Annotated in this window: 11 protein-coding genes and 2 pseudogenes; 7 read left to right on the top strand and 6 right to left on the bottom strand. The window is 59.5% G+C overall.

The window, feature by feature from the left end; all coding sequences use genetic code 11:
• Positions 1-235 precede the first annotated feature (235 nt).
• Positions 236-2,363 (bottom strand): annotated as a pseudogene (locus ACZ0A4_RS11335) (TonB-dependent siderophore receptor).
• 167 nt (positions 2,364-2,530) lie between these two features.
• Positions 2,531-3,115, bottom strand: a complete 585-nt coding sequence (locus ACZ0A4_RS11340; protein ID WP_463574735.1) for a TetR/AcrR family transcriptional regulator — start codon at positions 3,113-3,115, stop codon at positions 2,531-2,533.
• A 212-nt stretch (positions 3,116-3,327) separates the two neighbouring features.
• On the opposite strand from ACZ0A4_RS11340, the gene ACZ0A4_RS11345 reads away from it, so the two are divergent.
• From ACZ0A4_RS11345 to ACZ0A4_RS11360, 4 genes are all read left to right on the top strand, one after another.
• Positions 3,328-4,005, top strand: coding sequence for a type 1 glutamine amidotransferase domain-containing protein (locus ACZ0A4_RS11345; protein WP_463574737.1), 678 nt, complete (start codon positions 3,328-3,330; stop codon positions 4,003-4,005).
• A gap of 105 nt (positions 4,006-4,110) precedes the next feature.
• Positions 4,111-5,235: an alkene reductase gene (locus tag ACZ0A4_RS11350; RefSeq protein WP_463574738.1), complete on the top strand. Its 1,125-nt coding sequence runs from the start codon at positions 4,111-4,113 to the stop codon at positions 5,233-5,235.
• Between the two features lie 180 nt (positions 5,236-5,415).
• Positions 5,416-6,954, top strand: a complete 1,539-nt coding sequence (locus ACZ0A4_RS11355) for a cryptochrome/photolyase family protein (protein ID WP_463574740.1) — start codon at positions 5,416-5,418, stop codon at positions 6,952-6,954.
• A 126-nt stretch (positions 6,955-7,080) separates the two neighbouring features.
• Positions 7,081-9,543 carry a PAS domain-containing protein gene (locus tag ACZ0A4_RS11360; RefSeq protein WP_463574742.1) on the top strand — a complete coding sequence of 821 codons (2,463 nt, stop codon included), beginning with the start codon at positions 7,081-7,083 and terminating at the stop codon, positions 9,541-9,543.
• Here the strand turns inward: ACZ0A4_RS11360 and ACZ0A4_RS11365 are convergent.
• Positions 9,505-11,052, bottom strand: a complete 1,548-nt coding sequence (locus ACZ0A4_RS11365; protein ID WP_463574743.1) for a sensor domain-containing diguanylate cyclase — start codon at positions 11,050-11,052, stop codon at positions 9,505-9,507. The genes ACZ0A4_RS11360 and ACZ0A4_RS11365 overlap by 39 nt on opposite strands.
• Before the next feature lie 265 nt (positions 11,053-11,317).
• Between ACZ0A4_RS11365 and ACZ0A4_RS11370 the strand changes: the two genes are divergently transcribed.
• Together ACZ0A4_RS11370 and ACZ0A4_RS11375 are read left to right on the top strand one after the other, a co-directional pair.
• Positions 11,318-12,574, top strand: a complete 1,257-nt coding sequence (locus ACZ0A4_RS11370) for an MFS transporter (protein WP_463574744.1) — start codon at positions 11,318-11,320, stop codon at positions 12,572-12,574.
• Between the two features lie 179 nt (positions 12,575-12,753).
• Positions 12,754-13,776, top strand: coding sequence for an alpha/beta hydrolase (locus ACZ0A4_RS11375; RefSeq protein ID WP_463574745.1), 1,023 nt, complete (start codon positions 12,754-12,756; stop codon positions 13,774-13,776).
• An 86-nt stretch (positions 13,777-13,862) separates the two neighbouring features.
• Here the strand turns inward: ACZ0A4_RS11375 and ycaC are convergent, their stop codons facing one another.
• The gene (ycaC, locus tag ACZ0A4_RS11380; protein ID WP_007916011.1) at positions 13,863-14,495 is read right to left on the bottom strand and encodes an isochorismate family cysteine hydrolase YcaC; all 633 of its coding nucleotides are present in this window, start codon (positions 14,493-14,495) and stop codon (positions 13,863-13,865) included.
• 320 nt (positions 14,496-14,815) lie between these two features.
• Here ycaC and ACZ0A4_RS11385 point away from each other — a divergent pair, with 320 nt between their 5' ends.
• Positions 14,816-15,562 carry a response regulator transcription factor gene (locus tag ACZ0A4_RS11385; RefSeq protein WP_463574746.1) on the top strand — a complete coding sequence of 249 codons (747 nt, stop codon included), beginning with the start codon at positions 14,816-14,818 and terminating at the stop codon, positions 15,560-15,562.
• 201 nt (positions 15,563-15,763) lie between these two features.
• Here the strand turns inward: ACZ0A4_RS11385 and ACZ0A4_RS11390 are convergent, their stop codons facing one another.
• Entirely contained in the window at positions 15,764-16,045 is a 282-nt protein-coding gene (locus tag ACZ0A4_RS11390) for a DUF6124 family protein (protein WP_463574747.1), read from the bottom strand.
• Positions 16,046-16,104: 59 nt separating this feature from the next.
• A pseudogene (locus ACZ0A4_RS11395) lies at positions 16,105-16,470 on the bottom strand (DUF6124 family protein).
• Positions 16,471-17,061: the final 591 nt, after the last annotated feature.

Consider the following 17,061-nt stretch of genomic DNA (forward strand, 5'->3'; position numbering starts at 1 on the left):
CAGCTGCCCTCACCCTAGCCCTCTCCCCCAGGAGAGGGGACCGATTGGGGGATATTAAGCATGAGCGCCGACGTGCAATAGCGTCTGTGAATCCATTACCGCCAAGCATTGCGGATGAAACCGTAATCGACGCGTTCTGTCAGGTCGATGCATCTCCCAAGACACCTCGGTCGGCTCCCTCTCCCTCCGGGAGAGGGCTGGGGTGAGGGGCCGCCGTTGCAGCGTCGATCTCAACTTACAGAGTGTAAGAAATCCCCACTTGCACGGTTCTTGGCGCCCCCGGATAGGCGTACACATTACCGAACGCGCCCTCTTCGTAATCGCGGTCAAACAGGTTTTTCACGTCTAGATTCAGCCGCACCTTCTCGTTGACCTTGTAGAAGCCAAGCAAATCGACAACGGTGTAGCTGTCCATCGAGAACGCGGTATTGGCGGTTTGTCCGGCGCGCTCGTCGACGTATTTGAGTCCGGTGCCCAGGCCGAGGCCTTTGAGCGTGCCGTCCTGAAACTCATAGACGTTGAGCAGGCTGAAGCTGTTTTGCGGAATGTTCATCAGCCGTGTGCCTGAGCGAATCACGTTGTCCTTGGTCACCTCGGCATCTACATAGGCGTAGCCACCGATCACGCGCCATTCGGGGGTCAGATTGCCGGCGACGTTCAGGTCGAAACCACGGCTGCGCACTTCCCCGGCCGCCACACTGAAGGTTGAATCTACGGGGTCGGTGGTCAGCACGTTGCGTTTTCTCGATCTGGTAAATCGCGGCATCCACGCTCAACTGATGATCCAGCGCTTCCCACTTGACGCCCATTTCGTAGGATTTGCCTTTCTCCGGGGCGAAGCCTCCGCCCACGCGGCTCGCGCCGGTATTGGGCTTGAACGAGCGCGCGGTGTCCGCATAAACCGCCAGGGTCTCGGTCAGGTCGTAGGTCACGCCGAGGCGTGGGGTCACCGCGTTATCACTGGCCTGCCAGCTCTTGCCGCCCGGCACGTAGGTTTCATAGTCGTGTTCGAAGCGCTCGAAACGCGCCCCGGCGAGAACCTTCAGACGCTCGGTCAACGCCACCTGATCCTGCACGAACGCCGCATAGGTCTTGAGGTTTTCCTTGTCGTGGGTCGGCGTGCGAGTCAGCGCCGGACGCGGTTGGCCGTAGACCGGATCGAAGATGTCGATCGGGTAGGCGCCGACCGCGCCGCTGGAGCGTTGAATGATCGACTTGTAGTCGTAATCTTCGTATTCGATGCCGGTCAGCAAGGTGTGCTGCAAGCCACCGGTGCTGAAATGACCGGTCAGATTGAGCTGGGCGTCCTTATCGGTCCACTCCAGTTTGCGGTAGTTGAAATTGCGGCCCAGGGTTCGGCCGTCAGCGGCAATGCCGTTGGCTTCGATCGCGTTGCCTTCCAGCGAACCGTCGAGCCACTGGAAGCCACCGCCCAACGTCCAGTCATCATTGAGCAGATGTTCGAAACGAAGCTGCGCCATGTTGTTGTCGTTGCGCAATTTGCCGGCGTCTTTTTCGCCGAAAAACGTATCCCGCGAGGCGGTGCCAATCTGCTTGGGGTAACGCGTCACACCGCGATCCAGCGGGTGATTGTTACGCATGAAATCACCCTCGAAGATCACTCGCGTGGCGTCACTGGCCTGCCAGGTCAGCACCGGCGTCACCCCGTAGCGCTCGGTTTCGACGTGATCGCGGAAGGTATCGCCACCCTCACCCACCACGTTCAGTCGATAGGCCAGGCGCCCCTCTTCATCCAGCGGGCCGGAGGCATCGAGGGTGCCGCGCTTCATGCCTTGATCATTCAACTGACTGCCCAACGTGACCGTGCGCTCGGCCAACGGCTGCTTGGAAACAACGTTGAAGGTGCCGCCGGGATCGCCACGGCCGTAGAGCATGGTCGCCGGCCCGCGCAACACTTCCAGACGCTCGATGGTGTTGGCGTCAGGCATGTTCGGGTAACCGCGATTGATCGGGAAACCGTTGCGGTAAAACTCGCCCGTGGTGAAGCCGCGCACGGTGAACGTGGTCAGTCCCTGCCCGCCGAAATTGTTCGCCCGGCCCACGCCGCCCGCGTAGTCCAGTGCATCTTGCAGTCGCGTGGCGCCGAGGTCTTCGACCGCATCCCTGGTCACTACGCTGATCGATTGCGGGATTTCATGGATGGCGGTATCGGTGCGCGTAGCACTGGCAGAACGCGTCGCGCGATAACCCTGCACCGGGCCGTCGGCCCGTTCGTAATCCGCCGTGCCGACCACATCGGTCGCCTCCAGCTCTAGCGCTGCGGGTGTTGAATCGGCCTGTTCGGCCCACGAGGAAGAAGACAACGCTTGCAGTACACACACGGAAAGCAGAGTACGACGCATGAAAAGAAAACCTTACGAATAGGCCAGAACGAAGGGTAAAACCGCCAGCAAAGCGCTGCGGATGGTATACCAAAGCATTCTGTTATTGAAACTTATTCCCATTCGTATGTTTAAGCTGACCGCGTGCCGGTACACATGTCATCCATTGCGTCGCAAAAAAAACCTGGTCAAACGTGCAAAAGCTGTTTCGTCATCGCCATCGAAGTGTCCAGAGATTGCCCGGTACGCTGCAACTTGTTGAGCAAACTGGCGCCCAGCCACAGCTGATACAAGGTTTCCGCCAGATGCCGGGCATCGCCCTTGGGCAGGCTGTTTTCAGCCTGACCCTGCTCGATACACAGGGTGATTCGCGCCACCACTTGCTCGGCACCATCGCGCAAGGTGAGGCGCATCGACTCCGACAAGTCGGCAACTTCGGCGCTGAGTTTCACCACCAGACACTCATCACCGTGGCCTTCGAGGATGCAGCGGTTCTGCCAGCCTTGCCAGTAATCCATCAGCCGCTCATTGGCGCTCAGGCCCGGCAGCGTCAGGCGTCGCTCCATGTCGGCGAGGTAGCCGACGAAGTAATCCGCCAGCAACGCCTGGCCGTACAGCTCCTTGGATTTGAAGTAGTGATAGAACGAACCCTTGGGCACACCGGCGGTTTGCAGGATTTCGTTGAGGCCGACACTGGTGAAGCCCTTCTCGGCCATCATCCGGTGGCCGGTGTCGAGCAAATGTTGGCGGGTATCGTCGTAGGTCGCTTTCATGGGGCGCAAATTACCAGGCAATAGACCAGTCGTATATTGGGAGGAACGGAAGTTTGCCATACCTGTCGATGAAAAACCCTAGGATAAAAAATTACTAGACGACTGGTCTAATTGGAATCTATGCTGCGCCCCGACAAACGTTTTCTGACCGGTGTGGCCGATGTGCGAATCCTTCGCCCAATCGAAGACACCTGATCGACTCAAGGTGCTCTATGAAAATCCTGATGGTTTTGACTTCCCACGATCAACTCGGCAACACCGGCAAGAAAACCGGCTTCTGGCTGGAAGAGTTCGCCGCGCCCTACTACGCCTTCAAGGACGCTGGCATCGACGTCACCCTGGTCTCGCCGGCAGGTGGCCAGCCGCCGCTCGACCCGAAAAGCGATGAGCCCGATGCGCAGACCGCCGAGACTGATCGCTTCCGCAAAGACTCTGCCGCGCAACAGGCACTGGCCAATACCGGGCGCTTGGCCGACGTCAGCGCTGATGAATTCGATGCGGTGTTTTACCCGGGCGGCCACGGCCCACTGTGGGACCTGGCCGAAGACAAGCAGTCGATCGCATTGATCGAAGCGTTTGACCGCGCGAACAAACCCCACGGTTTCGTCTGCCATGCGCCGGGTGTGTTGCGTCACGCCCTCACCGCTGATGGCAAACCGCTGGTCCAGCATCGTCAGGTCACCGGTTTCACCAATTCCGAAGAAGAGGCCGTAGGCCTGACGGACGTGGTGCCGTTCCTGATCGAGGACGAGTTCCAGCGCCTCGGCGGTTATTACTCGAAAGTGGCTGACTGGCAGGTGCATGTGGTCGCCGACGGGCAACTGGTCACTGGCCAGAATCCTGCCAGTTCCGCCGCCGTCGCGAAAAAACTGCTGGAGATGCTGGGCTAAAACTTCGCTTCCAACCTTCCTAACGTCGGGTGCGTGTTACCCGGCGTTATTTTTTCACCTGATAAATAGTCGACTGGTCTAATAAACCGAAAGGCAAGGTAATCCATGAATAGCAGCCCGTTCTTCACCCCGGCCAAACTCGGCCATCACACCCTGAAAAACCGCATCGTCCTGCCGCCACTCACCCGCCAGCGCAGCACCCAACCGGGCAACATCGCCAATGAGCTGATGGCCGAGTATTACCAACAGCGCGCCGGCGCCGGTTTACTGGTCACCGAAGGTACGCAGATCGAGCCGCGTGGCCAGGGTTATGCATGGACGCCGGGCATTCATACGCCTGAGCAAATCGCCGGATGGCGCAAAGTCACCGACGCCGTGCACGCCGTGGACGGGGTGATTTTCGCCCAGCTGTGGCACGTCGGCCGTGTCTCCCACACCGCGCTGCAACCCGACGGTGCTGCTCCGGTCTCGGCCTCCGCCGTGGCTACAGATCGGGTCAGCGTGTTTATCGAAACCGCGCCCGGCGCCGGTGAACTGGTGCCGCCATCGGCACCGCGCGCACTCAGCACCGATGAAGTTCAGGCATTGATTCAGCTGTACATCCAGGCGGCGCGCAACGCCATGGACGCGGGTTTCGATGGCATCGAATTGCACTGTGCCAACGGTTATCTGGTCAACCAGTTCATCTCGGCTCACAGCAACTTGCGCGACGATCAGTACGGTGGTTCGCTGCACAATCGCCTGCGCTTTTTGAAGGAAGTAGTGGCTGGCGTCGCCGAGTGCATCGGCAAGGAAAAAGTCGGCGTGCGTTTCGCCCCGTTGTTCACCACCACCGATGAAGCGCGCACCTACCTGGGTATGGTCGAGGAAGATCCGCACGCCACTTACATCGAAGCGATCAAAATCCTGCAAGACGTCGGCATTGCTTATCTGTCCATCGCCGAAGCCGATTGGGACAACGCCCCGGCGATGCCACAAACGTTCCGTCAGGCGGTGCGCGAGACCTTCAGCGGCGCGATCATTTATGCCGGGCGCTACACCGCCGAATCCGGCGCGCAACTGCTCGAATCCGGGCTGGCCGACCTGGTCGCCTTCGGCCGGCCGTTCATGGCCAACCCCGATCTGCCGGCGCGGATTGCCAATGACTGGCCGTTGAATGCGTTGAACCCGGCGACGGTGTATGGCGGCAACGCCGAAGGCTATACCGACTACCCCGTTTATCGCGGCTAACCGTTAAACACCTCGCCAAAGGCGCACCTGAGACATCAGGGGCGCTTTTCGCGTTCGCCCTGATTTTGCTCAATCCTGACCATAAATACCTATACACCAACTACAATCTGTACAACTATCTGGACTTAGCACTTAAACGTCCACTCGGCAGCCTGCTGCTCACTACGCTGAATCCGTGAAATGAACAAAACCCATCGGCTTTGCCTCGTTCTGGGCGACCAGTTATCGTTTGATCTGGCTTCATTGGCAGGTCTGGATCGCGAACATGATCGTGTGCTGCTGGTCGAGGTCATGGAAGAAGCCAGCCATGTCGCCCATCACCCACAAAAGATCGCCCTGATCTTCAGCGCCATGCGTCACTTCGCTCAGGCACTCAAAGACCAAGGCTTCCAAGTGCACTACGTGATCCTCGACGATCCGCAGAACAGCGGCTCGGTGCCCGGCGAATTAAAGCGCTGGCAGGCTTTGTTGCAGGCCAACGAATTGCACGTGACGGAGTGCGGCGACTGGCGTCTGGAGCAATCGCTGAAAGATTGTGGTTTACCCATCCACTGGCACGCCGACAACCGCTTCCTGTGCAGCCGCGACGAATTCCGCACGTGGGCCGCTGGCAAAAAGCAGCTGCGCATGGAGTTCTTCTATCGCGAGATGCGCCGCAAAAGTCGCCTGTTGCTCAACGGTGACGGCACGCCAGTCGGCGGCGCGTGGAACTTTGATGCCGACAACCGCAAAGCCCTGCCAAAATCCGTCAAGGCGCCCTACCCGACCGGTTTTACCAACGATGCAATCACCCTCGAAGTCCTCGCCCTGGTCAAGGAGCGCTTCGCCAATCACTACGGCAGCCTGGATGATTTCAACTATCCGGTGACCCACGCCGACGCCCAGGCATTGTGGGCGTACTTTCTCGACTATGGGCTGGCGGGCTTCGGCGATTATCAGGACGCCATGGCCAGCAACGAACCGTTTCTGTTCCATGCCCGTATCAGCGCTGCGCTGAACATTGGTTTGCTGGACCTGCGCCAACTCTGCAGTGATGTGGAGTCGGCCTATTGGTCCGGCAGCATCGCACTGAATGCTGCTGAAGGCTTCATCCGCCAACTGATCGGTTGGCGCGAATATGTTCGAGGCGTTTACTGGCTGCACATGCCCGAGTACGCCGAGGGCAATGCCTTCGGTAATACGCGGCGCCTGCCAGAGTTCTACTGGACCGGCGAGACGCAGATGAACTGCATGCGCCAGGCCATCGGCCAAAGCCTCAAACACGCCTACGCCCATCACATTCAGCGCTTGATGGTGACCGGCAATTTCGCCCTGCTCGCCGGCATCGCACCGAGCCAGATTTGTGAATGGTATCTGGCGATTTATATGGACGCTTTCGACTGGGTCGAGCTGCCCAATACCCTCGGCATGGTCATGCACGCCGATGGCGGTTACCTCGGTTCGAAGCCTTATTGCGCCAGCGGTCAGTACATCAACCGGATGTCCGACTACTGTCGCGATTGTGCTTACTCAGTGCGTGAAACCACGGCCGATAACGCTTGCCCGTTCAATGCGTTGTACTGGCATTTTCTGATGCGCCACGGTGACCTTCTACGCGGCAATCAGCGCATGGGCATGATGTACAAAAACCTCGATCGCATGCCGCTGGAAAAACAGCAGGCTTTGTGGCAACGCGGGCAAGGCCTGCTCGACAGACTCGATCGCGGCGAATCGATATGAAAGCGCGCATGCCTTGATCCCCGTGCAACTTAAACATGAGGCCCCGGGTCAATGGCTCACAAAGCTTGTAAAGCAGAGGCTTGAAACACGCCAATTGAACGCAAGCCAACCATCAACGCATGAAGGGTGAACATCCTGAAACAGCTTACTCGCGAGGAGCTTGAGTCTGAGGTCACGCGCCTGCGTCTGGCCGTCAAGGCGACCTGCGACGCCGTCTGGGACTGGGATCTGAAAACCAATCAGGTCATCTGGAACGACTCGCTGCAACAGGCGTATGGTTACGCGTCAGCAGCCATCGAGCCGACGTGTGATTGGCGATTTGCGCAGATCCACACGCAGGATCGCGCGCGCGTGACAACCTCGATTCGCTCGGCGATTGACGGCTCCGGGACGACCTGGAGCGCGGAGTACCGCTTCCTCTGCCACGATGGTTCATACGCCGAAGTGCTTGATCGCGGGCATCTGATCCGCAATGCCGATGGCGAGGCCGAACGCATGATCGGTGCGATGCTCGACCTGACCCGTTCGCGCAGCGCCGAAACGGCATTGCGCCAGAGTGAAGAGCGCTTCAGCACCATTCTGGAAACCATCGAGGCGGCGTTCGCCATCGTCAAAGTCAAATTCGACGCCGACGACCACCCCATCGACTATTGCTTTGTCGAGGCCAACCCGGCGTTCGAACGTCAGGCCGGGGTTAATCTGCGTGGCAAGTGGGTGACCGAATTTGCGCCCAACCTGGAGAAATTCTGGTTCGAGACCTACGGCCATGTGGCCAAGACCGGCGAGCCGGCCAACTTCGAGAACTACGCCAATACCTTCGAGCGCTGGTTCGATGTGCGCGCCGTCCGCGTCGGCGACCCGGCCGATCGGCAGATTGCGATCTTCTTCAGCGATGTCACCGAGCGCCGCGACGCGCAAGAACGCTTGCGCATCAGCGAGTCCGTCGCCCGGGAAAACGTCGAACGTGTCCAGCTCGCCCTGGCCGCCGGCGCCATTATCGGTACCTGGCACTGGCACCTGCCCAGTGATCGCTTCAGCGTCGATGAAGCCTTCGCACGGGTTTTCGACCTCGATCCGGCCTGGGGTCTCGACGGTCTGAGCCTGGAGCAAGTGGTGATGACCGTTCACCCGGATGACAGAGAAGGACTCACAACCGCGATCAACGAAGTCATTGCCCGCGGAGGTGCCTATTCGCACCAATACCGAGTGCGCGGAGCGGCTGGCAAATACACCTGGATTGAAGCGAACGGCCGCGTCGAGTGCGCCGAAGACGGCACGCCTTTACGCTTTCCTGGCGTGCTTATCGATGTCGAAGACCGGCGCAACGTCGAAGCCGAGCGCGACCGGGTCACCGCCGCGTTAAAAGCCCTCAACGACACCCTGGAACAACGGGTCTCGGCGCGCACCGCAGACCTGATGCAGGCCGAAGAAAAGTTGCGCCAATCGCAGAAAATGGAAGCGGTTGGACAACTCACTGGTGGTCTGGCCCATGACTTCAACAACCTGCTGGCGGGCATCTGCGCATCCCTTGAGCTGATGGACAAACGCATCACTCAGGGTCGTCTGAACGACATCGACAAATACATGCTGATCGCTCAGGACGCAGCCAAACGCGCCACCGCCCTGACCCATCGCCTGCTGGCCTTTTCCCGGCGACAGACCCTCGATCCACGGCCGACCGAAGTCAACGCACTGATTGCCGGCATGACCGAGTTGATCCAGCGCACCGTCGGCCCGAGCATTCGCCTGAAGACGGTCGTCGCTGCCGATTTGTGGCCAGCGCTGGTCGATGCCAGCCAACTGGAAAACGCCCTGCTCAACCTGTGCATCAACGCCCGCGACGCGATGCCCGATGGCGGCAGCATCACCGTCGAGACTGCCAATCGAACCCTGGATGCTGAATCGGCGCGCGTACGGGAAATGCCCGAAGGACAATACCTGTGCTTGTCGGTCGCCGACACCGGTACCGGTATGAGTGCGGAAGTGATCGCCAAGGCCTTCGACCCGTTTTTCACCACTAAACCGCTGGGCCAGGGCACCGGGCTCGGGCTGTCGATGATCTACGGTTTCACCAAGCAATCAGGCGGACAGGTGCGGGTGCAATCGACCGTGGGGCAAGGCACCACCATGTGCGTTTACCTGCCGCGCTACCTCGGCGAAACGCAACGCAATCACGATGACGCGCAAAGCTCGGCAACCCTGCAGGCAAAGGCCGGCGAGACCATCCTGATTGTCGACGACGAACCCACCGTCCGCATGCTGCTCAAGGATGTGCTGAACGACCTCGGCTACAACCTGCTCGAAGCGGCCGACAGCGTTGAGGGACTGGAAGTATTGCGTTCCAGCGCGCACATCGACCTGCTCATTACCGATGTCGGTTTGCCCGGCGGCATGAACGGCCGGCAGATGGCCGATGCGGGCAGGCAAATCAGGCCGAAGCTGAAGACCTTGTTCATTACCGGGTACGCGGAAAACTCAGTAATCGGCAACGGTCAACTCGGCCCAGGCATGCAGGTGCTGACCAAACCGTTTGCTGTCGACACGTTGGTATCACGGGTCAATGGTCTGTTGTCCATTAACGTCGAATGAGGGTTGCGCAGCGGACGTCATGAACCGGTTGCGCCCTGCCGTTTTCGCTTGATACAGCGCTTGATCGGCGCACTCGATCAGAGCGCTCACCGGATCCAGGCGCGGACCGCGCGCAGCGGCAATACCGATGCTCAGGCTCACGCGGGCCACGGGACTGTCAGGGTGGGCAAAGTTGGCGTACTGCAAGCGCTCGATTATCAGCTGCGCCACCACCTCGGCACCGTCAATATCGGTGTCGGGCATGATCACCGCGAACTCCTCGCCACCGTAGCGCGCCACCAGATCTGACGGGCGCCGCACGCACGCATCCAGCACGCTACCGACGGCTTGCAGACAGGCGTCGCCGGCAACGTGCCCAAGCGCGTCGTTGAACCGCTTGAAGTAATCGATATCGATCATCATCAAGGCCAGCGACGAGCCATCGCGCTGTGCCCGCCGCGCCTCTGTGGCCAGGGTCTGATCAAAGCAACGCCGATTCGCCAGACCGGTCAGCGCATCCTTCATGGCCAACAGTTCCAGCTGTCGATTGGAACCGAGTAATTGCTGCTGAGCGATGCGCAGTTCGCCTTCAACCTGGGTCCGGCGCCGGATGTCGAGGATCAAGAACCAGCCAATCAGGCCGGTAAGCCCCAACAGCCCCGCCACCACCACCGCCGACAAAAGCGCTTCCGTTCGCCACGCGGTAAGCGCTTCACGCTTGCCGATGGCGACCGTGGTGATCAGCGGCAATTTCTCACTTTTGCGGAACGCATAGAGGCGTTCGACGCCATCCAGGCTGGAGGTATAAGACGCGGTGCCGACCGATTGATCGACCAGGTATTTGGCGTAGATCGGCGACTTGGAAAAGTTGCGGCCCATGTCCTGCTCGCGGAACGGATAGCGCACCAGCAACGTGCCGTCGGTGTACGACAAACCGATGGCACCTTCCTGCCCAACGTCGAGTTTGCCGAACAGGCGCAGGAAGTTTTCCACGCCCAACGTCACGGCCACGACACCGGCAAACTCACCGCGATCATCATTGAAACGCCGGCTTACAGTGATCACCCACTCCTGATTGGAGCGGCTACGGATGGGTGGCCCGATAAAAGGTTCGCGGCTCGGGTCGTCACGATGATGAATGAAATAGGCCCGGTCACTGCTGTTGGCACCCGCCGGAATCGGCCGGTTCGACGACATCAGCCAATGACCCTGACGGTCATAGATGGTGATACCGCTCATTTGTGGCATCAACGGCTGCTGGCGGTTGATCAGCGCACCCAAGCGCTGGATCTGCGCGGGACCACTGCCTTCGGTTTCCAGGCGTTCGACCAGCCCGAGTAGCAGCAGCGAACTTTGCCGGACAATGCCCTCGGAATAGGTCTCGAGTGCCTGGGTCAGGTTCAACCCGTGCACGTTGACCTCTTCCAGCGCGCGATCGCGCGAAGACAGCACTTTCCAGATGGTCAGCGACGCCAGAGAGCAGCCGATGACCAGCAGCAAGAGGATGACGAGGTGGGTATCACGCTTCACGAAAGTACCTAATGGAAAGTCCGGTTTCCCGTTCCGGCCGTTACTGATTCAAGGCAATAACAGCGGTCGTATGTCCTCGACCGGCGCAAGGATACAAGTAGCGCGTCGAACGCGCAGCAACCGTGTGACGGAACCTCGTTTTCAGCCCCTTGGCGTTGTTTCGCAACGACACGGCGACGGCCTGCAACTTATATTCGTGGCCGCAGGTCATTAGGCTTGCTGAGGTTGAATCCATCCGCAAACCTCGAACATTGAAGACACTGCCGTGGCCGTTGACCTCGATCGCCGCAACAACCTGTCACTGGACAGCCTGAACTTTTTCCTCGCCGACGTGCGTGATGGTCTCGGCCCCTATCTGGCCATTTACCTGTTGGCGGTGCATCACTGGGAACCGGCGAGCATTGGCCTGGTGATGACCATCGCCGGGGTCGCCGCGCTGATCACCCAGACACCCGCCGGCGCCTGGGTCGACAACAGCCGGCGCAAACGTGCGCTGATTGCGATCGCAGCCCTGCTGGTGACCGCAAGTTGCCTGCTGCTGCCGTTCGTGACGTCCTTCACGTGGGTGGCGTTGACACAAACCCTGAGTGCGATGGCCGCTTCGATATTCGCCCCGGCCATTTGCGCAATTACCCTGGGCATGACCGGGCCACGGGCGTTTACCCGCCGAACCGGGCGCAACGAAACCTTCAATCATGCCGGCAATGCCTGCGCCGCGCTGCTGGCCGGCGTGTTCGCTTATCTGTTCGGCCCGGTGGCGGTGTTCTATCTGATGGCGGCCATGGCCCTGGCCAGTGTCATCGCCATTGCCTGCGTGTCGCCAGCCGCCATCGACCATGATCTGGCACGCGGACTGGATCCGGCCGACGCCGGGCATCGCCAGCCTTCCGGTTTGTCGGTGCTGCTGAGCAACCGGCCGCTGTTGCTGTTCGCCATTTGCTGTGCACTGTTCCACCTCGCCAATGCGGCGATGTTGCCGCTGGTGAGTCAAAAGCTTGCGCAAGCCAATTTGCAGATGGCCACCCCGCTGACCTCGGCCTGCATCGTCGCGGCGCAACTGGTGATGGTGCCAGCGGCATTACTGGTCGGAGCGAAAGCCGATCTGTGGGGACGCAAACCGCTGCTGCTCGCCGGTTTTCTGATCCTGCCGTTGCGCGGTGTGCTCTATACGCTGTCGGACGATGCTTATTGGCTGGTCGCGGTGCAACTGCTCGACGGTGTTGGCGCCGGTCTGTTCGGCGCCTTGTTTCCGATCATGGTCAAGGATCTCACCCGGGGCACCGGCCACTTCAACATCAGCCTGGGCGCACTGACGACTGCGTTCGGACTCGGCGCGGCACTGAGCAACGGCCTTGCCGGGTTCGTTGTGCAGGAGGCCGGCTACAGCGCAGCGTTTCTGACCCTGGCCGCTATTGCGGCGGTGGCGGTTGTGTTGCTCGGGATCGGGGTTCCTGAAACCCAGCGCAGTGGTCGTCAGGCTGAACCCGGCGTGATCGAGGCCAGCGCTGATTCCTCAGCGTAATCCAATCTCATCCCTGCCCTCTGATCGCCGCCATATCGTGTCTGCGCGGCGTTGAAAATCCAGATTCAGTGGATCAGGCAAGCAATCCAGAGGAATGCACTACGGCGCTGAAGCGCTGATCGAGAGAATGTTCGTGCACAGGCTCAGACGAACAAACCCTCAATCGCAAGGACATTCCAGTGAAAGGTTTTTGCTTGGCCTTCGGGCTGCTCTTCAGTACTTTTTCAGCCATGGGAGCCGATATGTCGAACGGCGCAGACAACTTCTACACCAGCGATAAAGTGACCGTCGAAAAGGTCACCTTCAAGAACCAGTACGGGATGAAGGTCGCAGGCAATCTGTTCAGCCTGAAGAACCTCGACCCCCAGTCAAAAAATGCCGTGATCATCGTCGGCCACCCGATGGGCGCGGTGAAAGAGCAAAGTGCCAATCTCTACGCGACCAAAATGGCCGAACAAGGCTTCGTCACGCTGTCGTTCGACTTGTCCTTCTGGGGCGAAAGCGAGGGCCTGCCACGCCAGTCGGTTGCGCCGGACATTTATGCCGAAGACTTCAGCGCGGCGGTGGACTTTCTCGGCACTCGCCCACTGGTCGATCGCGAGCGCATCGGCGTCATCGGTATTTGCGGCAGCGGCAGCTTTGCCATCAGCGCCGCCAAGATCGACCCACGTTTGAAAGCGATTGCCACCGTCAGCATGTACGACATGGGTGCCGCCAACCGCAACGGCCTCAAGCATTCGCTCACGCCAGCGCAACGCCAATCCATCATTGAACATACGGCGCAGCAGCGTAACGCGCAGTCCTGGGGCGGCCCCGTCCGCTACACCGGCGGCACATCGCTCAAACTCACCGGCAACGCCGTGGGTGACGAGTTCTACGATTTCTACCGCACCCCGCGTGGTCAGGTCACTCCGGCCGGCGCTTCGCCGCAGACCACCACCATGCCGACGCTGATCAGCAATGTGAAGTTCATGAGCTTCTACCCGTTCAATGACATCGAGAGCATCTCCCCGCGCCCGCTGCTGTTCATTGCCGGTGCTCAGGCGCACTCCCGCGAGTTCAGTGAAGACGCGTACCAGCGCGCGGCCGAACCCAAAGAGCTGCTGATCATTCCAGGGGCCGGCCATGTCGACTTGTACGACCGGGTCAACCTGATTCCCTTCGCCAAATTGACCGAGTTCTTCAGCCATAACCTTAAGTAACGCCATCGCAACGCTGCCAGCGCTTTAAAGCGCAGACACGACAAAAGCCTGCTTTTCAGGGCAGGCTTTTGTTCGGTCGCGCAGGCTTACTTTTGCTGAGCGGTCAACGCCGAGTAGCTGTTCATCAGGTTGCGGTAGTTAGGAATCCGCTGCGACAGCAGATTGCCCAGCCCTTCAATATCGTTGCGCCAGTCACGGTGCAGCTCACACGCCACCGAGAACCAGTTCATCATCTGTGCGCCGGCCTGAGTCATGCGGCTCCACGCGGCTTGTTGCACGGTGGTGTTGAAGGTGCCGGACGCATCAGTCACCACAAACACATCAAACCCCTCCGCCAGCGCCGACAAGGTCGGGAACGCTACGCAGACATCCGTGACCACACCGGCAATGATGATCTGCTTGCGCCCGGTGGCCTTGATCGCTTTGACGAAGTCTTCGTTGTCCCACGCGTTGATCTGACCTGGACGAGCAATGTACGGCGCATCCGGGAACATCTCTTTCAGCTCCGGGACCAGCGGGCCGTTCGGGCCTTGTTCGAAACTGGTGGTGAGGATGGTCGGCAGTTCGAAGAACTTGGCCAGGTCGGCCAGGGCCAGCACGTTGTTCTTGAATTCGTTTGGCGAGAAGTCCTGCACCAGGGAAATCAGGCCTGTCTGGTGGTCGACCAGCAGCACGATGGCGTCGTCTTTGTTGAGGCGGTTGTAGGTTGGAGTGGTCATGGTGGGCGTCCCTTTTCAATGTTGGAAAGTTGTTGTTGCGTTCAAGTTGTGTACAGGTTACTGACGCATCGAAAAGGGATAAATCGGTTGAAACGCGTTTCACCGTCAACCTGAGCAGGACAATTCAGGGACAGAACCCTCAGCGCTTTCACCTCCGAGCCAGCAGAGTCGTGGTTATTAGCTAATAACACCTTCATTAAACCGTCGCTCAAACGTTGTACTAGGATAGGATCCAAGTCTGCCGTATTTCGTCGACCAAGGAGATCGACAACAGTGCGGCAGACGTTTATGACTTAACGCCTCTCAGGGATGACACGCATATGAATTCACACTTGTTCCCCCACATCGGCAAGGTCATCGCCAGCACCGGCAGCCGGCACTTTCCGCGGATGCTGCATGACCTGATCCTGACGCAACTGGCGGTAGACGCCACGCACATCCGGCAGATGCGCGTCGAACCCGTAGGCCGCGCGTCGAACCGCAGCGAGCCGGAGCCGCTGAAAGAGCCGGCGCTGCTCGCCGAAACGGTGTTTTCCGAACACAGTGCGGCGGCCCACCATTTACAGAATCCGCCGGCCGCGACCAGCGCTGACGCCTCGCAACTGCACCTGACCCGGCGCAAGGACGGCTACCGCTACGTGATTTCGGTGTATCGCAACGATGAGTCGCAGCGTTTTTCCGCGCAGGAACGCAGCCTGTTGCAGGACATTTCCCCGGTGCTGCTGCCGATGGTGGAAAAACACATCAACGCCCTGCAACCGACCACCCCTGATCCACAAAGCCCACCCGAGGCCGCCGAAGGCAACGGTCTGGAAACCTTGCGCCTGCGCTTTGACGAACGCCTGGAGCAACTGGGGCTGAGCCTGTCGAACCGTGAAACCGAAGTGTGTGTCGGCCTGCTCGCCGGCCGCACCGCGCCGGAACTGGCTGAGCAGTTGGCGCTGAAGGTCAACACCGTGGAGAGTTATCTGAAACGGGCGGCGATCAAGTTGGGCATCAGTGGGCGGCATTCGTTGATGCGCTGGATGTATTCGCCGTTGGAGACGTTGGCGTCGAGTGCGGCGTGATACGCAGGGATAGTGAGAGTTTCGGCTTTTTGGGTGTGTCAGTGAGATTTCCCCCCTCACCCCAGCCCTCTCCCCCCAAGGGGGCGAGGGGGAAAGGGAGCCGATCGTTGTGCTGTTCAAAACCCGAGTTCGGCTCGGCATCCCACGTCGGTGCATCTCGACAGAACCCTGCGATCAGTCCCCTCTCCCTCCGGGAGAGGGTTAGGGTGAGGGCAATCCCGCGACGTGCTCCAATGCCTGATTCACCGCCAATTCCCCCAACATCACCACTTGCGCAATGCCCAGCAAGGTATTGCGATGCGGCCCCTCCAGCATCCCGGCAAAATCACACAACATGACCGAGGCAGATGCCAGCGATTCACAGGCATTTGCCAGCAGGGATTCGGTATCGGTTTGCGGGTTGACCTGGAACATAGCGTTGGGCGTGTAGGGCGTAGCCATGATGCTGGCCGCAGTCACCGGCGGATCGGGTGTCTTGGACATCAGTTCAAACTCCTTCTGCGCAGCGAGGGAGCAGGCTCCCTCTCGCGGCTGTTTCGCAATTAGTTGGGCAAGCGCTGGTTGTCGAGGACGCGACTCACCACCAATTCACTCAACATGATCACCTGCTGCAGGATCAACATTTTCTTGCGGTGAGGGCTGTCGACCGAGTCGGCAAGGTCGCGGGCCATGTCACTGGCCGATCACAACGATTCGTAGGCTTCGACGAGCAGGGTTTCGTCATCAACGGTAGGGTCGATCAGGTAGATCTTGCCGGTTTTGCGGGTGGGTTTTGAGGTTTTGAGCGCGGAAGGATTGAGGTAGAAATTGATCGCCCGTTCTGTGGCCTCTTTGATGTTTTGAGGTTCGAGCGCGGCGTCGTAGGGGATTGGATCGGTATCTGGTGGGTTGGGTGTGGCTTTGAACATAGATAAAGTCTCGTATCGAAATTAACCGGAGCCATCACTTTCGCTACCAAACGAAGGTGGCGGCCATGCGCGGGTTGGTAGACCGGTCGATACGGAAACCCGGCGCTCATGAATGAGCCCCACGCATGTCCACCATATAAAACGCAGCCGCAAAAAAAGACTGCATAAGGTGGCGCCATACGGCGGTACCGAAGCGGGCTACCAAACCCGATCACTGATTTGCAGTGACAGGCGAACGATATATCCCGACCCATAGCCGCGTAAGCCGGCGGATTCTGGCGTACGCGTAGGTAACGACGCAAGGTGTTGTAGGCGTTATGACGTAACGGTTCGTGTAATTTAAACGCGCTCACGGCGTTGTGTTTATTGATGGCAATTCTGGATGGCGGTGGTTCGAGGTTTCGCGGTGGGTCAGTGGGATCTACCCCCTCACCCCAGCCCTCTCCCCCAGGGGGGGTGAGGGGGAAAGGGAGCCGATTTTTGTGCTGTTCAAAACCTGAGTTCGGCTCAGTATCCCACGTCGGTGTAACTCGAAAGAACACCGCGATCAGTCCCCTCTCCCTCCGGGAGAGGGCTAGGGTGAGGGTCGGC

This window comes from Pseudomonas sp. AC172, from assembly GCF_979258595.1.

Excerpts from the sequence above, each read along its gene's own strand:
- ACZ0A4_RS11390 (WP_463574747.1), bottom strand. The coding sequence starts at position 16,045 with ATGTCCAAGACACCCGATCCGCCGGTGACTGCGGCCAGCATCATGGCT.
- ACZ0A4_RS11340 (WP_463574735.1), bottom strand. The coding sequence starts at position 3,115 with ATGAAAGCGACCTACGACGATACCCGCCAACATTTGCTCGACACCGGC.
- ACZ0A4_RS11350 (WP_463574738.1), top strand. The coding sequence starts at position 4,111 with ATGAATAGCAGCCCGTTCTTCACCCCGGCCAAACTCGGCCATCACACC.
- ACZ0A4_RS11355 (WP_463574740.1), top strand. The coding sequence starts at position 5,416 with ATGAACAAAACCCATCGGCTTTGCCTCGTTCTGGGCGACCAGTTATCG.
- ycaC (WP_007916011.1), bottom strand. The coding sequence starts at position 14,495 with ATGACCACTCCAACCTACAACCGCCTCAACAAAGACGACGCCATCGTG.
- ACZ0A4_RS11385 (WP_463574746.1), top strand. The coding sequence starts at position 14,816 with ATGAATTCACACTTGTTCCCCCACATCGGCAAGGTCATCGCCAGCACC.
- ACZ0A4_RS11345 (WP_463574737.1), top strand. The coding sequence starts at position 3,328 with ATGAAAATCCTGATGGTTTTGACTTCCCACGATCAACTCGGCAACACC.